A 17680-nucleotide genomic window follows, 5' to 3' on the forward strand; every position below is an offset into this window, starting at 1 on the left:
ATCGGTTTCTGTTGGTGCTATTTAACAGGTGAATGGCAACATGATCGAAAAAAAGCGATAAAAATAAAGAAGCATGGACGACTTTCAGTCAGTTTATTTCGATACGGTTTAGACTATGTTCAGATGGCTATTCTACGTTTGATTGGTTTTGGAAAAAAAGAAGAATTTAAGAAAGTGCTCGCAATTTTAAGAAAGAAAAAGCCTGATAGGACAAGGGCTCTATGAAATTTGTCGTGTACAGAGTCAAATTTATTATTTTTATGTCCATATTGACTTACTTATGGATTGTTCATTTTATATGGACACTTATGGAGTATCGATAAGAGTAAAACCTTTTTGCATTGATTTCATAACATTTCTCCAATGATATAAATTTTTATGAGCCTTTATTCAGCTACTTTGTATTTAGCATGTTCTATGCCAATCTTTAGCTTAGCCAATTTTAACTCAAAAAAACAGAGACTTAAAAGAATATTATTGTAGATTATTTTTAACGCAATTATCACCCTTTATGGCAATAAATGACAAAAAAAGTCACCTTTCACGACTTATTTTCAAATCTTGTATGCATTAAGCATGATTTCTATCGAAGAGGCGTAAAATTGAGCGAAACAAATCACATAAAAAATATGAATGTTTACATGACCGTTTATCGGAAGATAAAAAAAATTTTAAGAAATAGCCTTTTATAGAGCTATTTACTTGATAAGCGTGCTCTAGATGTGTCCAAAAAGATCATAAAACTATTAAATCGTTCAATTTAGAATGATAGGCTCGTTTGGCAATTCATTTTTGTTATCTATCTTCGAATTAGAATAATAATGATCTAATACTTGACCAATCTCTTTAATTCCGTTTTTGAGGGCTTCTAAATGTTGTTTTTGAGCAAGTTGATAGACAATACGCTGACAAATCTGATTCCAAATCTCAGTTTGAGTCGCATTTTTAAGACCACGATCAATCACAATCTCAACTTTGCGCTCACATAGGTTCAAATAAAGCAAAACTCCACTATTCAATTCAGTATCCCATACACCTAATTCGGCAAATAGCTGCTGAGCACGTAGCCGTGTGTTTTGATGATAAGCCTGTGAACAGGGTATATGGCCTTCTATTACCACTTGAATTTCACCGACATGCCCTTTCTCGGCTTGCTGAACAGCTTGCGCAATCTCTAAGCGGTCTTTTTTATTAAAAAAATGATGTGCAGAAGAAATATAGAAAAAATGTTTGAACCAGCGCTTTAAGCTTGGTTGAACCTGCTCATTCAGCTTAGGCTGGGTAATAATCTGTGTTGTATCTGTCTTTGTTACCATGAGCCTGATGCTCCTCCCCCGCCAAAGCTGCCACCACCGCCACTATAACCACCTCCACTGCCACCACCAAAGCTTCCTCTACCACCCCCTCGTCCACCACCCGACAAAAAGGCTTGAAAAATAAGCTGTGCCAATGAAGTAATCAGTAGAAAGAAAATTCCGATGCCTAATAACAGGCTCATCACAAGACCAGCACCATTGACTAGTCCCGCAACAGTTGCAGCTACTGCCGCAGTGGAGGCACTTAAACGGTTACCAACAATGAATGAACCGACAACACCAGCAATCAGGATGAATAGCGCCATAGTTAGCGTATTATCTTTCGATTGTTGCTCACGTAAAGCTTGTTCATGACGGTCTTTTAATTCTTGGGCAGCCTGTTGAGCAATTTCTGGATCTTGATTCACAATACGGCTAATTTCATCCAAACCTGATGAGATTCCTTGTGCATACTGACCTTGTTTAAAAGAGGGTGTGATCTGATTACGAATAATGCGGCTCAGTACCACATCAGGTAAAACACCTTCGAGACCATAGCCTGTTAGAATCTGAATTTTGCGATCATTGACTGCAATTGCCATCAACAAACCATTATCACGTTTAGCAGAACCTAATTGCCATTTTTCAGCTGTACGTAAAGCAAAATCAAAAATAGCTTGCTGTCCAGTGGTTGGTACAATAATCACCCCAATCTGAGCTTTACCCTGCTGATACAAGGTCAGTATTTTTTGATTGAGTTGCTGTACTTCAGCCTCGTTCAATATCTTAGCCTGATCAATCACAGGTTGGTTTAAAGTCGGTAAACCACGTATGGATTCACTCTCAGCCATATCATTGGCAACTTTCGGTAAAATAGGTGCGTGTTGTGCTGTAGTGTTTGGCTGTGATTGATTTTGTTGTGGCTGCTGAATCATTTTACCTGCAACAACTAAATCAGTTTCATCTGTTGCAGTTGCAACCTCAGCCCAAACTGTATGTTGAAAAAATAGTGTTACAAAAACAATCATGAGAACAGCCGAAAGCTGCTTAAGTTTCTGTGTAATTTCTTCCAACATATGGCAACTCCAAACCCATCAAGAACAATTTCAAATCTTAATTAAATGAAACTGTTGGCGCTTGTTGCGCAGATTGCTCTGCTTTAAAGTTCTCTTTGGTTTTCATACCAATGACTTTTGCTGTCATTGCTTGTGGGAACTGACGCACATATGAATTGTAATCTTGCACGGTCGTAATATAGCGATTACGAGCAACCGCAATTCGATTTTCTGTACCTTCCAATTGTGCTTGTAAATCACGGAATTGTTCATTGGCTTTTAAATCTGGATAATTTTCTGAAACCGCAATTAAACGAGATAATGCACCTGTCAATTGACTTTGTGCTTGTTGATATTTTTCGAATAGTGCTGGGTCTTCTAAAACTTCTTTATCTACTTTTAAACCTGCCACATTGGAACGAGCTTGCGTAACCTCTGTGAGGACTTGTTCTTCATGTTTAGCATAGCCCTTAACCACATTTACAAGATTGGGAACAAGGTCAGCACGTCGCTGATACTGGTTTTGCACCTCAGACCATGAAGCACTCACAGCTTCATCTTTCACTTGTAAAGTATTATATCCACAACCTGTGAATAACAATGTGCTTGCCAATACGGTTGCCAAAGCGGTGTGTTTGATCATTTTCATAAAAATTTATCCTCAAGTTTTTCTTTATATTTTTTGCAATAATTCATTGTAATGTGATTTTTTGTTCGCTGTGTAACATTTATTAAAGTTACTTTATACGTATTTAAATAAAAAAGACATTACTGAATGACCTTGAGTAATGCCTTGTTAAGCACAACATTTATGTTTGTAAAAAATGAATTAACTATATAATTTTGAAAATTTTTCTTCTTGAAAACTGACCATACGATACTCATCTACCATACGTGCGTTCCAATAATTCACTAATTTCGTATAGTCATGTTTCGCAGGATGAAAATCTGCTTGATAATAAGACAAGTATTCTGGAATCAGTTGAATAAACATTTTTCCAAGACCAAAAAATAAGATGAAAAAAATAAAGCCTGCTTGAGCAGGCTTTATCGCAATCAAACTATAAAGATGAATTAGACACCTAAATAATCTAAAATACCTTCTGCTGCTTGGCGGCCTTCCCAAATTGCAGTCACAACAAGGTCAGAACCACGCACCATATCTCCGCCAGCGAAGATTTTTGGATTAGATGTTTGGAATTTAAATTCTTGTTGTTCTGCCGCAACGACACGACCTGAACCATCTAAACTTACATTTGCAGAACCAAACCAATCAGCAGGACTTGGACGGAAACCAAATGCAAGTAATACCGCATCTGCTGGTAAAATTTCTTCAGAACCCGGAACAGGTTCAGGGCTACGACGACCACGGCTATCAGGCTCACCCATTTGGGTAGTGACCACTTTAACACCAGTCACTTTTCCATTCTCGCCCACAATCTCGATCGGTTGGCGATTGAATAGGAATTTTACACCCTCTTCATAGGCATTCTTCACTTCGCGCGCAGAACCCGGCATGTTGCTTTCGTCACGACGGTAAGCACATGTCACATCATGCGCACCTTGGCGTAATGAAGTACGGTTACAGTCCATTGCAGTGTCACCACCACCAAGAACAATCACTTTCTTACCATCAACACTGATGTATTCGCTTGGATTTTTTTCCCAACCTTGGCAACGATTGACGTTAGCAATTAAGAAATCTAGGGCATCGTAAACACCATCAAGATCTTCGCCAGGGAAACCACCTTTCATGTAGGTATAAGTTCCCATCCCCATAAATACGGCATCGTATTCAGCAAGGAGTTGTTCAATCGTTACATCAACACCGATTTCAGTATTTAAGCGGAATTCGATACCCATCCCCGTGAAGATTTCACGACGACGTTTCATCACATCTTTTTCCATTTTAAATTCTGGAATACCAAATGTAAGTAAACCACCAATTTCAGGGCGTTTATCAAATACAACTGGTTTCACACCGCCACGGGCAAGAATATCAGCACAGCCTAAACCTGCTGGACCCGCACCAATAATGGCCACTTTTTTATTCGTCCATTTCACGCCAGACATATCTGGACGCCAGCCTAAAGCAAAGGCAGTATCGTTGATATATTTTTCAGCATTACCAATCGTTACTGCACCAAAGCCATCATTTAAAGTACAAGCACCTTCGCATAAACGGTCTTGTGGACATACACGACCACAAACCTCTGGCAATGTATTGGTCTGGTGGCAAAGTTCAGCTGCTTGAAAAATTTGACCTTCAGCAATCAGTTTTAACCAGTTTGGAATGTAGTTATGTACAGGACATTTCCATTCACAATATGGGTTACCACACCCTAAACAACGATGAGTCTGGTTTGCAGCCACTTCCGCTGTAAAAGGTTTATAAATTTCCACAAACTCTGCTTTGCGGACAGTAATATCTTTTTTCTCTGGATCTTGACGTGGTACATCCAGAAATTGAAAGTCATTATTGAGGCGTTCTGCCATGTCTCTCTCCGTGGGTAGGTGCAGTGGTGTCCTTCACCTCTGCACCTGCCTATGTCTTTGCAGTCGTGGAATTATTGTGGATCAGCTTGGGTTGTTTTCAAAAGCGATTGCAAATTAGCAGCTTTTGGTTTTACAAGCCAGAACTTACGACTATAGAAGTCGAACTCATTACGGATTTTGTATGCCCAAGCACTACCTGTTTCTTTGATATGTTCATCAAGGATACGCAGTAGATTTTCTTTGTGATCTTCCATCGACTCGGTAGAGATACGATTTAGGTCAATCAACTCATGGTTGTAGTAGTCTACAAAGTCATTATCAAGGTCAAGGACATAAGCGAAACCGCCTGTCATACCCGCACCAAAGTTATGACCAACTTTACCTAAGACAGTTACCACACCACCTGTCATATATTCACAGCAGTGATCGCCAGCACCTTCAATGACCGCAAAAGCACCTGAGTTACGAACAGCGAAACGTTCACCCGCAGTACCCGCAGCAAATAACTTACCGCCAGTCGCACCATACAAACAAGTGTTACCGATGATTGCAGTATTTTGTGTTTGGAACGGTGAACCTTTTGGTGGGAAGATCGACACACGACCACCCGCCATACCTTTACCCACGTAATCGTTTGCATCACCTTCAAGTTTGATATGCAAACCACCAGCGTTCCAAACACCAAGTGACTGACCAGCAGTACCTACAAGATTCATGACTACTGGACTGTTTTCCATACCCAAGTTGCCATAACGACGTGCAATTTCACCAGAAATACGCGCACCAATCGAACGGTCACAGTTACCGACAGTGAAGTTAAACGAACCACCTGTACCTGCTTCAATTGCTGGTAACATCTCAGCCACCATTTTCTCAGCTAAAACACCTTTATCAAATGGTGCATTACCTTGAACTTGGCAATACTGAGCTTTGCCTTCAGCAGCAGGATGTGATGTCAATAATGCACTGAGATCAAGATGCGCATGCTTTTCAGTTTCGCCTGGTAAAACCTCAAGCAAATCAACACGACCAATCAAATCTTTGAGTGATGCAACACCTAAAGCAGCCAACCATTCACGTGTTTCTTCAGCAATAAACTTGAAGAAGTTGATTAGCATTTCTGGTTCGCCAATATAATGCTCTTGACGTAAATGGTCTTGCTGTGTTGCGACACCAGTTGCACAGTTATTCAAGTGACAGATACGTAGGTATTTACAACCTAACGCGATCATTGGCGTAGAACCAAAACCAAAGCTTTCAGCACCTAAAATTGCAGCTTTAATAACATCTAAACCTGTTTTTAAACCACCATCCGTTTGAACACGAACCTTACCACGCAAGTCATTGACACGAAGTGCTTGATGCGCTTCACTTAAACCAAGTTCCCAAGGCGAGCCCGCATGGTGAATCGATGAAAGTGGAGATGCTGCTGTACCACCGTCATAACCTGAAATGGTAATAAAGTCAGCGTATGCTTTTGCCACACCCGCCGCAATCGTTCCAACACCTGGCTCTGATACTAGTTTTACCGATACCATCGCTTGAGGATTGACTTGCTTCAAGTCAAAGATCAATTGTGACAAATCTTCAATTGAGTAAATGTCATGATGCGGAGGCGGAGAAATCAAAGTCACACCCGGTACTGAGTAACGTAAACGTGCAATTAAGCCATTCACTTTACCACCTGGTAACTGACCACCTTCACCTGGTTTCGCGCCCTGTGCCACTTTAATCTGCAACACTTCAGCAGAGGTTAAGTACGCAGGAGTTACACCAAAACGACCTGATGCAATCTGTTTGATTTTCGAGTTACGAATCGTACCGTAACGTGCAGGATCTTCACCGCCCTCACCAGAGTTCGAACGACCACCAATCGTATTCATCGCAATTGCAATTGCTTCATGTGCTTCTGGAGATAATGCACCCAAAGACATTCCCGCAGAATCAAAACGCGGTAGAATCTCTTCAATCGTTTCAACTTGATCAATCGCAATCGAATCGGTTGTTTTTAACTTGAATAAGTCACGAATCGTAGCAACTGGACGGTTATTTACTAGCTCAGCGTATTCTTTAAAGTCTTGATATTGACCTGAACGAACCGCTTTATGCAATGAGTTAATCACATCAGGGTTGAACGCATGGTACTCTTTACCAAATACGAATTTGAGTAAACCACCCTGATCAATTGGCTTGCGATTTGACCAAGCTGTGCTTGCCAATTTTTTCTGGTCATTTTCTAAATCAGCGAAAGTCGCACCTTGGATACGGCTTGGTACACCAAGGAAACATTTATCCACGACTTCAGATGACAAACCTACTGCTTCAAACAGTTGGCCGCCACGATAAGAAGCAACTGTCGAGATCCCCATTTTAGAAAGAACTTTTAATAGACCTTTCTCAATCCCTTTACGGAAGTTTGCTTGCGCATAAATCGGGTCACCCAATAATTCGCCTTTCGCAACCAAATCATTAATCACATCATAAGCTAAATACGGGTAAATTGCTGTCGCACCAAAACCTAGTAGTACTGCAAATTGATGTGGATCACGTGCGAAACCTGTCTCAACCAAAATATTTGCATCAGTACGTAAACCAACTTGAATTAAGTAATGATGTACTGCACCAGTTACCAATACTGAGTTTGCTGGCAAGAAACCTTCGCGAATATTTTTATCGGTCAAAACGATTAAAGTTTTACCATCACGAACAGCTTGTGCAGCTTCTTCACAAATACGTGCAACTGCGGCTTGTAAACCTTCGGTTTCTGCATAATTCAGATTGATATCAGCAACAGCATAACCCGCACGTTCTTTTTCAACATCACGAAGCTGCTGCATTTTTGAATGTGACAATACAGGGCTTGAAATAATGATGCGGTCAGCGTGTTCAGGACCCTGTTCAAACACATTTTGCTCACGACCCAAACATGTTTCCAATGACATTACGATCGATTCACGTAATGGATCGATTGGTGGGTTAGTCACTTGCGCAAACTGTTGACGGAAATAGTCTGATACATGGCGAACTTGACGAGACAAGACTGCCATTGGCGTATCATCACCCATTGAACCAACAGCTTCCTGACCACTTTCTGCGATTGGACGCAAAATCTGATCACGCTCTTCAAATGTCACCATAAACATTTTTTGAGCCGCTTTTAATGCATCACCAGTTAAACCCTGATCACTCAATTGTTCTTCAAGCTGAGGATCTGCTTTCAAACGAATCGCATGGTCACGCAACCATTCACGATACGGACGCATGTTTTTAAGGTGATTGCTGACATCTTTCGTATCAAGCACTTTGCCTGTCAAAGTATCTACAACTAAAATTTGACCAGGACCAACACGACCTTTAGACACAACATCTTCTGGTTCATAACCCCATACACCAATCTCTGATGCAAGCGTGATGTAATCATTTTTGGTGATCACCCAACGTGCAGGGCGTAAACCATTACGATCCAACATACAAATCGCGTGACGACCATCTTGGATCACAAGACCTGCTGGACCATCCCAAGCTTCCATATGCTTAGAGTTAAATTCATAGAATGCACGTAGATCAGCATCTAAAGTTTCAACATTCTGCCATGCTGGTGGAACCAACATACGAAGTGCACGGAATAAGTCCATTCCGCCACCAACAAGAATTTCAAGCATATTGTCTAGGCTTGATGAATCCGAACCAGTACGGTTTACAATCGGATTTAACTCAGTTAAACCCGGCAGTAATGGATTTTCAAACTTTGGCGTACGAGCCAATGCCCAGTTACGGTTTGCTGTAATGGTGTTAATTTCACCATTATGCGCAAGATAACGGAATGGCTGAGCCAATGGCCAACGTGGCAAAGTATTGGTTGAGAAACGCTGATGGAATACCACAATATGCGATTTTAGACGTTCATCAGCCAAGTCGGTATAGAAGTCAGCAATTGCTGCTGGCATCATCAAACCTTTATAGCTGATGACAGTTGTTGCAAGTGTGGTCACATAGAATAATGGGTCGTTTTGTAATTGTTGTTCTGCACGGCGACGAGCTAAAAATAACTTGCGGTTAAATTCAACTTCAGTCAAACCCATTGGGCAGTTAACTAAAATTTGTTCAAATGCTGGGAGTGATTGTAATGCAATTTCACCTAAAGCATCATTATTTGTTGGTACAACACGCCACGCAGCAACCGTTAAACCTTCTGCTGCAATTTCTTTATTTAAAATATTCTTTGCATTTTGAGCTAAAGCAGGGTCAATATTCAAAAATACTGTGCCTGCAGCAAAAATCTCAGTTAGATTACTGCCTAGCTTCTGAGCTTCTTCACGGAAAAATTGTTTTGGCATTGCCAATAACAATCCGCAACCATCTCCTGTTTTACCATCCGCGGCAATACCACCACGGTGCGTCATGCAACTTAAACTGTGAATCGCAGTTTCGACCAGATGATGGCTTGATTCACCCTTCATATGGGCAATCAGACCAAAACCACAGTTATCCTTAAACTCATCAGGCTGATATAAGCCTTGAGCGGGAGCTACAGTATTAGGCGATGGCATGTGCATAGCGTACCCTTCTTTCAACATGGCTCTTTCGAGCAACAAACAATCAATTCATTTTCTGCGATATTGCCGATCAACTCATATAAAGTTCAATGCTTCGCAAAAACATTTTTCCTGGCGGATTTGCAATATACGCCTTTCTTTAAGAAGAAACAGCGTACTCAAGCATATAAAGTGTTTTCAGTTATTACACCTTCACCAATATTTGTAAAGCACAAAAACTTTCCATTTCACTAAATTAATTGGGTGTTTAGTGTAAAAAAGTGCAATGAGCAGATAAATTAGCACCACAAGGAAGCAAAAAACATACCAATTAATTGTAAATTTACTAAATCATTAAAAAAATTAAAATAACCTTAATTTATAATAGGCTAAAGCTATATATTATTAGGTTTTTTTGCACCAAAATAAGTCATTTCGCCTTAAAAAAGCGCCAATGATGCTCAAAATTAGTGCAATACTAGTTGAATGGATCTACCACATCGCGTTTAGAAGAATCTGAATTTTCTTTCAATTTTTCAGGGTTTTGTGTTGAAGATTGGCTTTGTTTGACGTTTACCACGTTACCTTGAGCATCACGCTGTGTGACTGTTGTCTGAGTTGCTATTGCAGGATCAACTGCTGGCTTTTCTGAACTAACACCCAAACTACCTTGTGAAACCACCGCCCCTGCAGCCAACAAACTCTCGTCCACTTTAGGTAGTGCTGCGGGTTTTAACTGAATATCATAAAGCTGATTTGTCGCTGTTTTTAACTCATCAAACCCTAAATCATTCACAAACTCTGCATATTTTGATAATTGCTGGGCTTTAGGTTGCACGGATTGCGGAAGTACCAAATTCAATTGAGCAAACTGACGATTTGCTTCCTCCATATTCGGCGACATTCCATAAGCAAGAACATATTGTTCTGCCTGATCCTCACCAGTTAAGCGGAAATAAATAAACTTTTTCCGATCTAATCGACTCAACAAAAAATTTTTAACAATTGCTTCATCTGAACTACGAAAAATTTCCATCGTCCATTTTTGCTGATTTTCTTTAATAAATTTAGTGCCACGAAATTCTGGTGCATGCTCATTAGAAACAACAACTCTGGTTGTTAAATCTAGCGGCTTCACCTCATTAGAAAAGGCACCTAGATGAGCAGTTGCAGTCACTTTCTCAGGTTGAATTTGAACTTCAGTTTTAGCTGGTTGATCTACCTCAACCAAAGCATCGCCATCGGTAATTCCCCAAAAGACCAATGCAGCAATCAAGCATACAATTGCAAGCGTGAGCCAGCTGTATTGTTGAATATTTTGCCAGATTGATCTAGAAATAAGCATATTTTTCTCAATATATTGATTATAAAGATTGGTTCGCAAGAATCATTTGCTTCATTAAATCCACATCAAAATCTTTGGTAATTATCGCTTGGCCTAACTTTTTAAGTAAAACCAAACGTAATTGGCCATCGAGCACTTTTTTATCATGCGACATATAAGCCAAAAATTCGTCGAGTGGAATCTGTGGACATGATATCGGTAAATGGGCACGTAGAATAATTCTTTTTGTACGCTCAACATCTTCAGCAGATATCCAACCTAGACGGTGTGACAAATCTGCCGCCATGACCATACCTGTTGCAACCGCTTCACCATGTAACCATACCCCATAACCTAGATAGGATTCGATTGCATGCCCAAAAGTATGCCCTAAATTTAGAAGTGCACGCTCACCCTGCTCTTTTTCATCATTAGCCACAATTCTAGCTTTATGTGCGCATGAGCGATAGACTGCTTCTGCGAGTAAATTCGCATCACGTGCAACAAGCGCATCCATGTTCTGTTCTAACCATACTAGAAAATCCACATCACCTAGTAATGCATATTTAATCACTTCAGCCAAACCAGCAGAAAGTTCACGGTCTGGTAAAGTATCAAGCTGTGCCATATCCGCTAATACAACTTGAGGTTGCTGAAACGCACCCAACATGTTTTTACCTAAAGGATGATTGATTCCTGTCTTCCCACCCACACTTGAATCAACTTGAGATAATAATGTAGTTGGTACTTGAATAAAATTCACTCCGCGCTGGAAACAAGCTGATGCAAAACCAGCCATATCACCAATGACTCCACCACCTAATGCAAGCACTGTGCAATCACGATTAAAACCTGATTCCAAAAGCGCATCAAAAATTAAATTCAAATGTTCAATGTCTTTAAATTGCTCACCGTCGGGTAAAATACATTGTGCAATCTGTTTATCTAACTGGCGTAATCCATCAGCATAATGTTGCAAATATAATGGTGCGACGGTTGTATTGGAAACCAACATCACTTGTCGACCATGAATATATGGCGCTAGCAAATCACTGGGATTTAAATTACTTCCAATAAAAATAGGATAGCGACGATCACCCAATTCAACATGTAGTGTTTGCATAAAATTAGACCAACAAGAAAATTACTAAATTTGTTTAGATAAAATAAGCTGTAGAATTTTTTGCGCTAAATCTCGCGCTGCACCCTGATTTGTTTCAACAATGAAATGCGCAACCTCACGATAAAGTGGATCTCGCACAGTTAACAAATCTCTTAATTTCTTTTCTGGGTTTTCTACTTGCAACAATGGACGATTCTTATCGCGATGAGTTCGCTGTAGCTGAAGCTCTACAGGAGTATATAGATAAACAACGATACCTCGCTGTTTTAAAAACTTTCGATTTTCCGATTGTGTTACCGCACCACCACCAGTCGCCAAAACAAGGGCAGAACGTGCAGTTAGGTCATTTAACACATTAGTTTCACGTGCTCGAAAACCAGATTCACCCTCTTTTTCAAAAATCCAAGGGATTGTAGCACCTGTTTTACGCTCAATTTCATGATCACTATCAATGAATTCACGCCCCAACAATTCTGCTAAATGTCGACCAACTGTTGTTTTCCCTGCCCCCATTGGCCCTACCAAATAAATATTTGGTAGGGTTTCAAACGCTTTGCCTTGCAACGCGCCACCTATATTAATTGCGATTATTCGAAATATATTAATGATTTCTAGTCAAAGTGTCATTAACAATTCTTGGTGTCACAAAAATAAGTAATTCGCGTTTCGTATCAGTCTTTCTATCATTTCGGAAAAATTTACCCAAATAAGGTAAATCGCCTAAAAAAGGGACTTTAGTTTGCGAGTTAATATTTTCTTGTTCAAAAATACCACCCAACACAACCGTTTCACCATTATCGACCAATACATTAGTATTTATTTCATTTTTATTAATGGTCAATTGACCTGTTGGAGTAGGGTTACTCTGCGAGTCTTTAGTAATATTCAGCTTCAACATAACTTTACCGTCTGGGGTAATACTAGGTGTTACATCTAAACTCAATACCGCATCAACAAATTCGGTTTTTGGTCCATTATTCCCACTAGATGTTGCATAAGGGATACGTTTACCAGAGGAAATTTTAGCTGACTGCTTATCAGCTGTCATAACTTTTGGCGTAGATATCACTTCGCCATAGCCATCAGCTTGAACTGCGGACAACTCCAAATCCAACATAAAATCAGATAAACTAATCAAACCGAATGCAATCCGGCTTGCACCAGGTGTTACAGCCCCCAAATCTACATTCAAGTTATCCGGGCGTTCGATCTCATATTTCCAACCACCAGTGTCACTATCTTTAGTAGGCTTTCTTAAGTTCCATAAAGTAGTATCACTACCACCTACTAACAAATCATTATTACTGGTAATACCTTGCGATAGAATCCCCCATTTAACACCCATTTCTTTCGTAAAATCGGTACTTGCACTTACAATACGCGCCTCTATCATAACTTGTTTTACTGACACATCTAACAAATCAATCAATTTTCTAATCTTGTCAATATTTAAAGCAGTATCATTAACAATTAAAGTATTTGTACGTGTATCTGCGACAGCACTCCCGCGTGAGCTCAATAGGCTTTCTAAAGCTAAAGAATCTGAATTAGTTGTTCGGTTTGAACCCGCCCCTTTACTATCGCGAGAGTCCTCTATAAGTTTTAAGATATCCGCAGCTTTTGCATAACTTAATTTAATATATTCTGTTTGAATTGGAGCCAGTTTAATGCTTTGTGCGATTGCTTTAGCTTCCTCTTCTTCAGATTTTATTAATTCTGAGACTGGGGCAATCCACATTACATTGCCATTACGGCGCTTATCCAAATTCTTGGTTTTTAATACAATATCCAGAGCTTGATCCCAAGGCACATCTTTCAACCGCAGCGTAATATTACCTTGTACGGTATCAGCTGCCACCATATTTATACTGGTAAAATCAGCCAACAGCTGCAGAACTCGACGCACCTCAATATCTTGAAAATCTAATGAAATTTTATTCCCAGTATAGACTTGGGCTTTAGCTTTCGGAGAAGATTTATCTTCTGGGCGCTTAAGACTAATCGTTAATTTATTTTGCGCTTGATAAGCCATATATTCATAACTACCAGCAGACTGAATGGTGATCACACCATTTCCTTTGTCATTATAGGCGTCAACACTTGCTACAGGGGTGGCAAAATCATTGGTATTTAGACGACGCGCCAAATGGGCTGGAATTTTGTTCCCCATTGTTCGCACCACAATCTTACTACCTTGCTGCTGTACATCGACAGGTGTGTTATTTCCCAACAGGTCAATAACAACCAACCCCTCGCCATCCTTACCGCGCTGGAAACCAATATTTGATACACCTTGCTGTGGTTGTCTGACAACCGTAGCATTACGAACAGCGTTTACTGGTTGAACTGCATTTATTTTAAGAATAAACGTGTTCCCTTCAACACGTGTCGTAAATGCTCCTGCTTCCTTTAAATTAATAACTAGACGTGAACGCTGATCATCAGCTGCAACATCAATTGTTGATGCTTCATTAGTTGATACTGGTATTGATGCCTGTTTCAAATTTTGTTGCGTTTTATCAAAATCTAAAATCAATCGAGAAGGTTTTTCCAATTGATATGCCTGCGGTTGTGGAGGCAATCCATTAAACATCACACGAATTTCTGTACCTTGATCAGCCAAACTCATTGGAACAATATTCGTCATACTCACTTGTGCAGATGCAGCTTGCATAATTGCAATCGCGACTGCACCCATTGAAAATTGACGGAATGCATGGCTCATAGTCTTGACTTCCCCAAATAAAGAATTTTTAAACTGTTTTTTCATTGTTATTCCCTTAATCCTAAGATATTGGCCCAATTAAAACGAGCGTCCGTGGTCTTTCAACATAACCCTCTCGCCCATCTGGCACAATCTCCACTAAATCAATTTGAGTCGGGTTGATCTTAATGATTCGCCCTTGGTTCATACCCAAATAACTACCAACCTGTACACGCTCAATCTGACCATCTGGTGTTTGAATCAAGGCGATCGTGTCATTTTGCTTACCACGCATACTACCTTTCATATTCAAGGCCTCAAGAGCATAACTCTCTAATGGCTGTGGCTGACGATTAAAATTAGGATAAACACGCTTACCTGCCATAATCTTAAGTTCAGCAGCCAGAGAACTTGGCATAAACGGGCTTTTTAACTGATGTGCCGCATAGTTAAATAATGGTACAGGTGTAAATATAGGTGCAGGTTCAATCGGTAAAGGTGGCTGATTGCGAATTTCTGCCATCTGCTGATTGACTGCATCAATACGGGAATCACACCCGACCAATCCAACAGCGAATATCAATCCCAGGAAAATTTTATAATTATTCATTAATGTTGCCCCCCTTGTGCAGGTGGAGTACTTGTAGAATTGGTTACACTTGTAGATGGATTGGCATCTGCTTGCTCATCCGCACCGACATAGCGATAAGTTTTTGCTTTTACCGTATAATTAATGACTGGAATATCAGATTTTTTCTGAGTATCTTCTTTTGCTTCAACCGTAAAATCATGCAGGGTCACAATACGTGGCAGGGCGGCAATACCTGTCGTAAATGCACCAAAAGCATGATAATCCCCCGTAGCTTCAATACTAATGGGCTGCTCTATGAAGAACTCCTGCTTCACTTCATCTTCTAGTCTAATATTTTTAAATTTCAGCCCTGAATTGACACCAGTTAAATTGATATCTTCGACTAAACTTGGAATTTCAGTTTCTTTCGGTAATTGTTCAAGTTGCTGATTAAAATTTGCTTCCATTTCTTGTAGCTGAGCTTGGTATTGCTGCAAATTACGTAACTTAGAATCCTTTTCCCTAAACTCATTTAACAAACTTTGCTCTTGTGCTTGAGCATTTGCAATATCATCAAGTTGACCTCTAATTACGACAAAATACCCTAGAGCGAGCACTACCAAAAAAACAAAAATCCAACAGGTAATTTTTACAGAAAGTGGCCACCCTCCATAATTATTCATATCCAATGTATTAAATTGTTGAAAAAATTGCTCTAATGTCATTTTTTTCTTTTTCGAAGCAACAATCTCTTGATCAAATTCGTTTAAATCTTCTTGGCTCATTTCACCACCCCTGATCCTGATGCAACTGCTTCTAAAGTTGGGTCAGCCTCAACTGTTGTGCCTATTTCCCCCAAATCAACAGTTACCACAAAACTTCCATAGTTTTCTTCAACACGTGGCACAAGAGATGCTGCTGTTTTATCTTTTTTCTCTTCAGCTGCCAGAAATGAATTCATAAAGGCATTGCGATACCAAGGTGATGCCTCAAGATTACGCAACAGTTCAGCCACTGTATTTGGACTTTCTGCTTTACCCTCAATGCTAAATTTATCACCTGTACGGGTAAATTTTGTCAAATACATTGTAGGTGGTGTTACTCGCACTAGCTCATCAACTAAACGTACTGTAATAGGACGCTGTCCTTGTAAGCCTTGAATCAACTTCATACGCTCAATGATTGCATTACGTCGTTCTTGCAAACCATCTAATGACTTAAGTTGAGTATCTAAATTCTGGTTAGTACTTACAATTAGCTGATTTGCCTGTTCTTGATCATTCAACTTATGGTCAAAGTACATCCACCCAGAAAAAACTGATACTACGCCTAATGCTGCTACCCCAGCACAAAATGCAACAAACTGTTTCTTTTTTTGTTCTCTTAGCTCATCACGCCAAGGGAGTAAGTTAATCTTTGCCATTAATCAAAACTCCTCAATGCTAAACCACATGCAACCATCAATGAGGAAGCATCATTTTCAATTTTTTTAATATCAATCTGCGGAGAAAAGCCCATTTGTAAGAATGGATTGGAAATAGTGACGCGATAACCTAGTTTTTGTTGTAACAACTTGGCTAAACCAGGAATATTGGCATTACCACCTGCCAATAAAATATGGTCAATCTCATTGAACTGTGATGATGAAAAGAAAAACTGAAGTGAGCGAGCTGCCTGTTGAACTACGGCATCTAAAAAAGGTTCGAGCACTTCCGTATCATAGTCGTCAGGCAGTGTTCTTTCTTTTTTCGCACGCCCAGCCTCTTCAAAAGACAAACCGTAACGGCTCTGAACATCCTGGGTTAGCTGTCGACCACCAAATACCTGTTCACGTGTATAGATAATTTTACCTTTCTGCATGACAGATAAGGTGGTCATAGTATGACCAATATCTAAAATACCAACTGTGTTTGCACCCATTGGCAAAGTATCTGCGAATACACTGAAAGCACGTTCCATGGCATAACTTTCAACATCAGCAATTTTTGCAGATAAATTAGCCAGCTCAAGAACTTCTACACGTGTGTCAACATTTTCTGTACGCGTTGCCACTAACAATACATTTACACGATTTGGGTTTGCTAATTTGTCAGATAAGACTTCAAAATCTAGACTTACTTCATCCAATGGGAACGGAATGTATTGCTCAGCATCCATACGAATTTGAACTTCTCGTTCATCGGCTGTCATATCCGCATCCATTTCAATGATTTTATTAATCACCATTGAAGTTGGCACAGCTATAGCCACATTCCTCGTATGCGGATTAGCAAGGTTAACGACTCTTTCAAGCGCGTCACCAACTGCTTCTGGATTGAGAATGCTTTTTTCTACGACACTGTTTTCAGGCAGTGGCATCACAGCATAGCTTTCAACCCAATATCTACCGTTCTTTACAGAGAGCTCCAATAACTTAACAGTTGTCGAACTAATATCGACACCCACTAACCCCTTAATTGGTTTACGATATAACCTGAGCACAGTACATTCCTATTTATTTTTTTATCCCCAAAAATACAACTCACTAATTTGTTTTGGTCTTTAATTGATACGGATACAATATCTCATCTAACAATC

Annotated in this window: 13 protein-coding genes and 2 pseudogenes; 1 reads left to right on the forward strand and 14 read right to left on the reverse strand. The window is 39.9% G+C overall.

Annotated elements, in window-relative coordinates:
• Window positions 1-225, forward strand: a pseudogene (locus tag F908_RS01770) (IS4 family transposase); the annotation flags it as partial.
• 530 nt (window positions 226-755) lie between these two features.
• Here the strand turns inward: F908_RS01770 and F908_RS01775 are convergent.
• The 14 genes and pseudogenes from F908_RS01775 to F908_RS01840 form a co-directional block, all read right to left on the reverse strand.
• The gene (locus tag F908_RS01775; protein WP_005156560.1) at window positions 756-1316 is read right to left on the reverse strand and encodes a TPM domain-containing protein; all 561 of its coding nucleotides are present in this window, start codon (window positions 1314-1316) and stop codon (window positions 756-758) included.
• Complete coding sequence (locus F908_RS01780; protein WP_005156562.1) at window positions 1310-2371, reverse strand: TPM domain-containing protein; 1062 nt, start codon at window positions 2369-2371, stop codon at window positions 1310-1312. Before F908_RS01780 ends, F908_RS01775 begins: the two co-directional genes overlap by 7 nt.
• A 37-nt stretch (window positions 2372-2408) precedes the next feature.
• On the reverse strand, window positions 2409-2999 hold the full coding sequence (locus F908_RS01785; protein ID WP_005156567.1) for a LemA family protein: 591 nt from the start codon (window positions 2997-2999) through the stop codon (window positions 2409-2411).
• A 180-nt stretch (window positions 3000-3179) separates the two neighbouring features.
• A pseudogene (locus F908_RS16050) lies at window positions 3180-3353 on the reverse strand (metal-dependent hydrolase); the annotation flags it as partial.
• 71 nt (window positions 3354-3424) lie between these two features.
• Entirely contained in the window at window positions 3425-4846 is a 1422-nt protein-coding gene (locus tag F908_RS01795) for an FAD-dependent oxidoreductase (RefSeq protein ID WP_005156573.1), read from the reverse strand.
• Window positions 4847-4917: 71 nt separating this feature from the next.
• Window positions 4918-9396 (reverse strand): glutamate synthase large subunit, encoded by a 4479-nt coding sequence (gene gltB, locus F908_RS01800; protein ID WP_171063522.1) that lies wholly within the window; start codon window positions 9394-9396, stop codon window positions 4918-4920.
• 463 nt (window positions 9397-9859) lie between these two features.
• Complete coding sequence (locus F908_RS01805) at window positions 9860-10726, reverse strand: hypothetical protein (protein WP_004660161.1); 867 nt, start codon at window positions 10724-10726, stop codon at window positions 9860-9862.
• Window positions 10727-10745: 19 nt separating this feature from the next.
• Complete coding sequence (aroB, locus tag F908_RS01810; protein WP_005156580.1) at window positions 10746-11828, reverse strand: 3-dehydroquinate synthase; 1083 nt, start codon at window positions 11826-11828, stop codon at window positions 10746-10748.
• A gap of 24 nt (window positions 11829-11852) precedes the next feature.
• Window positions 11853-12419 (reverse strand): shikimate kinase AroK, encoded by a 567-nt coding sequence (gene aroK / locus F908_RS16210; protein WP_087535970.1) that lies wholly within the window; start codon window positions 12417-12419, stop codon window positions 11853-11855.
• Window positions 12420-12429: 10 nt separating this feature from the next.
• Window positions 12430-14598, reverse strand: coding sequence for a type IV pilus secretin PilQ (gene pilQ / locus F908_RS01820; RefSeq protein ID WP_005156583.1), 2169 nt, complete (start codon window positions 14596-14598; stop codon window positions 12430-12432).
• A gap of 16 nt (window positions 14599-14614) precedes the next feature.
• A complete protein-coding gene (locus tag F908_RS01825) occupies window positions 14615-15142 on the reverse strand; it encodes a pilus assembly protein PilP (protein WP_005156586.1) in 528 nt (175 codons plus the stop codon).
• The gene (locus F908_RS01830) at window positions 15142-15888 is read right to left on the reverse strand and encodes a type IV pilus inner membrane component PilO (RefSeq protein ID WP_005156588.1); all 747 of its coding nucleotides are present in this window, start codon (window positions 15886-15888) and stop codon (window positions 15142-15144) included. Before F908_RS01830 ends, F908_RS01825 begins: the two co-directional genes overlap by 1 nt.
• Window positions 15885-16526, reverse strand: a complete 642-nt coding sequence (locus tag F908_RS01835) for a PilN domain-containing protein (RefSeq protein WP_005156590.1) — start codon at window positions 16524-16526, stop codon at window positions 15885-15887. The genes F908_RS01830 and F908_RS01835 overlap by 4 nt, the downstream gene beginning before the upstream one ends.
• Window positions 16526-17584 carry a pilus assembly protein PilM gene (locus F908_RS01840; protein WP_005156592.1) on the reverse strand — a complete coding sequence of 353 codons (1059 nt, stop codon included), beginning with the start codon at window positions 17582-17584 and terminating at the stop codon, window positions 16526-16528. Before F908_RS01840 ends, F908_RS01835 begins: the two co-directional genes overlap by 1 nt.
• Window positions 17585-17680 lie beyond the last annotated feature (96 nt).

The organism is Acinetobacter sp. NIPH 284, from assembly GCF_000369425.1.
Classification (GTDB): Bacteria; Pseudomonadota; Gammaproteobacteria; order Pseudomonadales; family Moraxellaceae; genus Acinetobacter.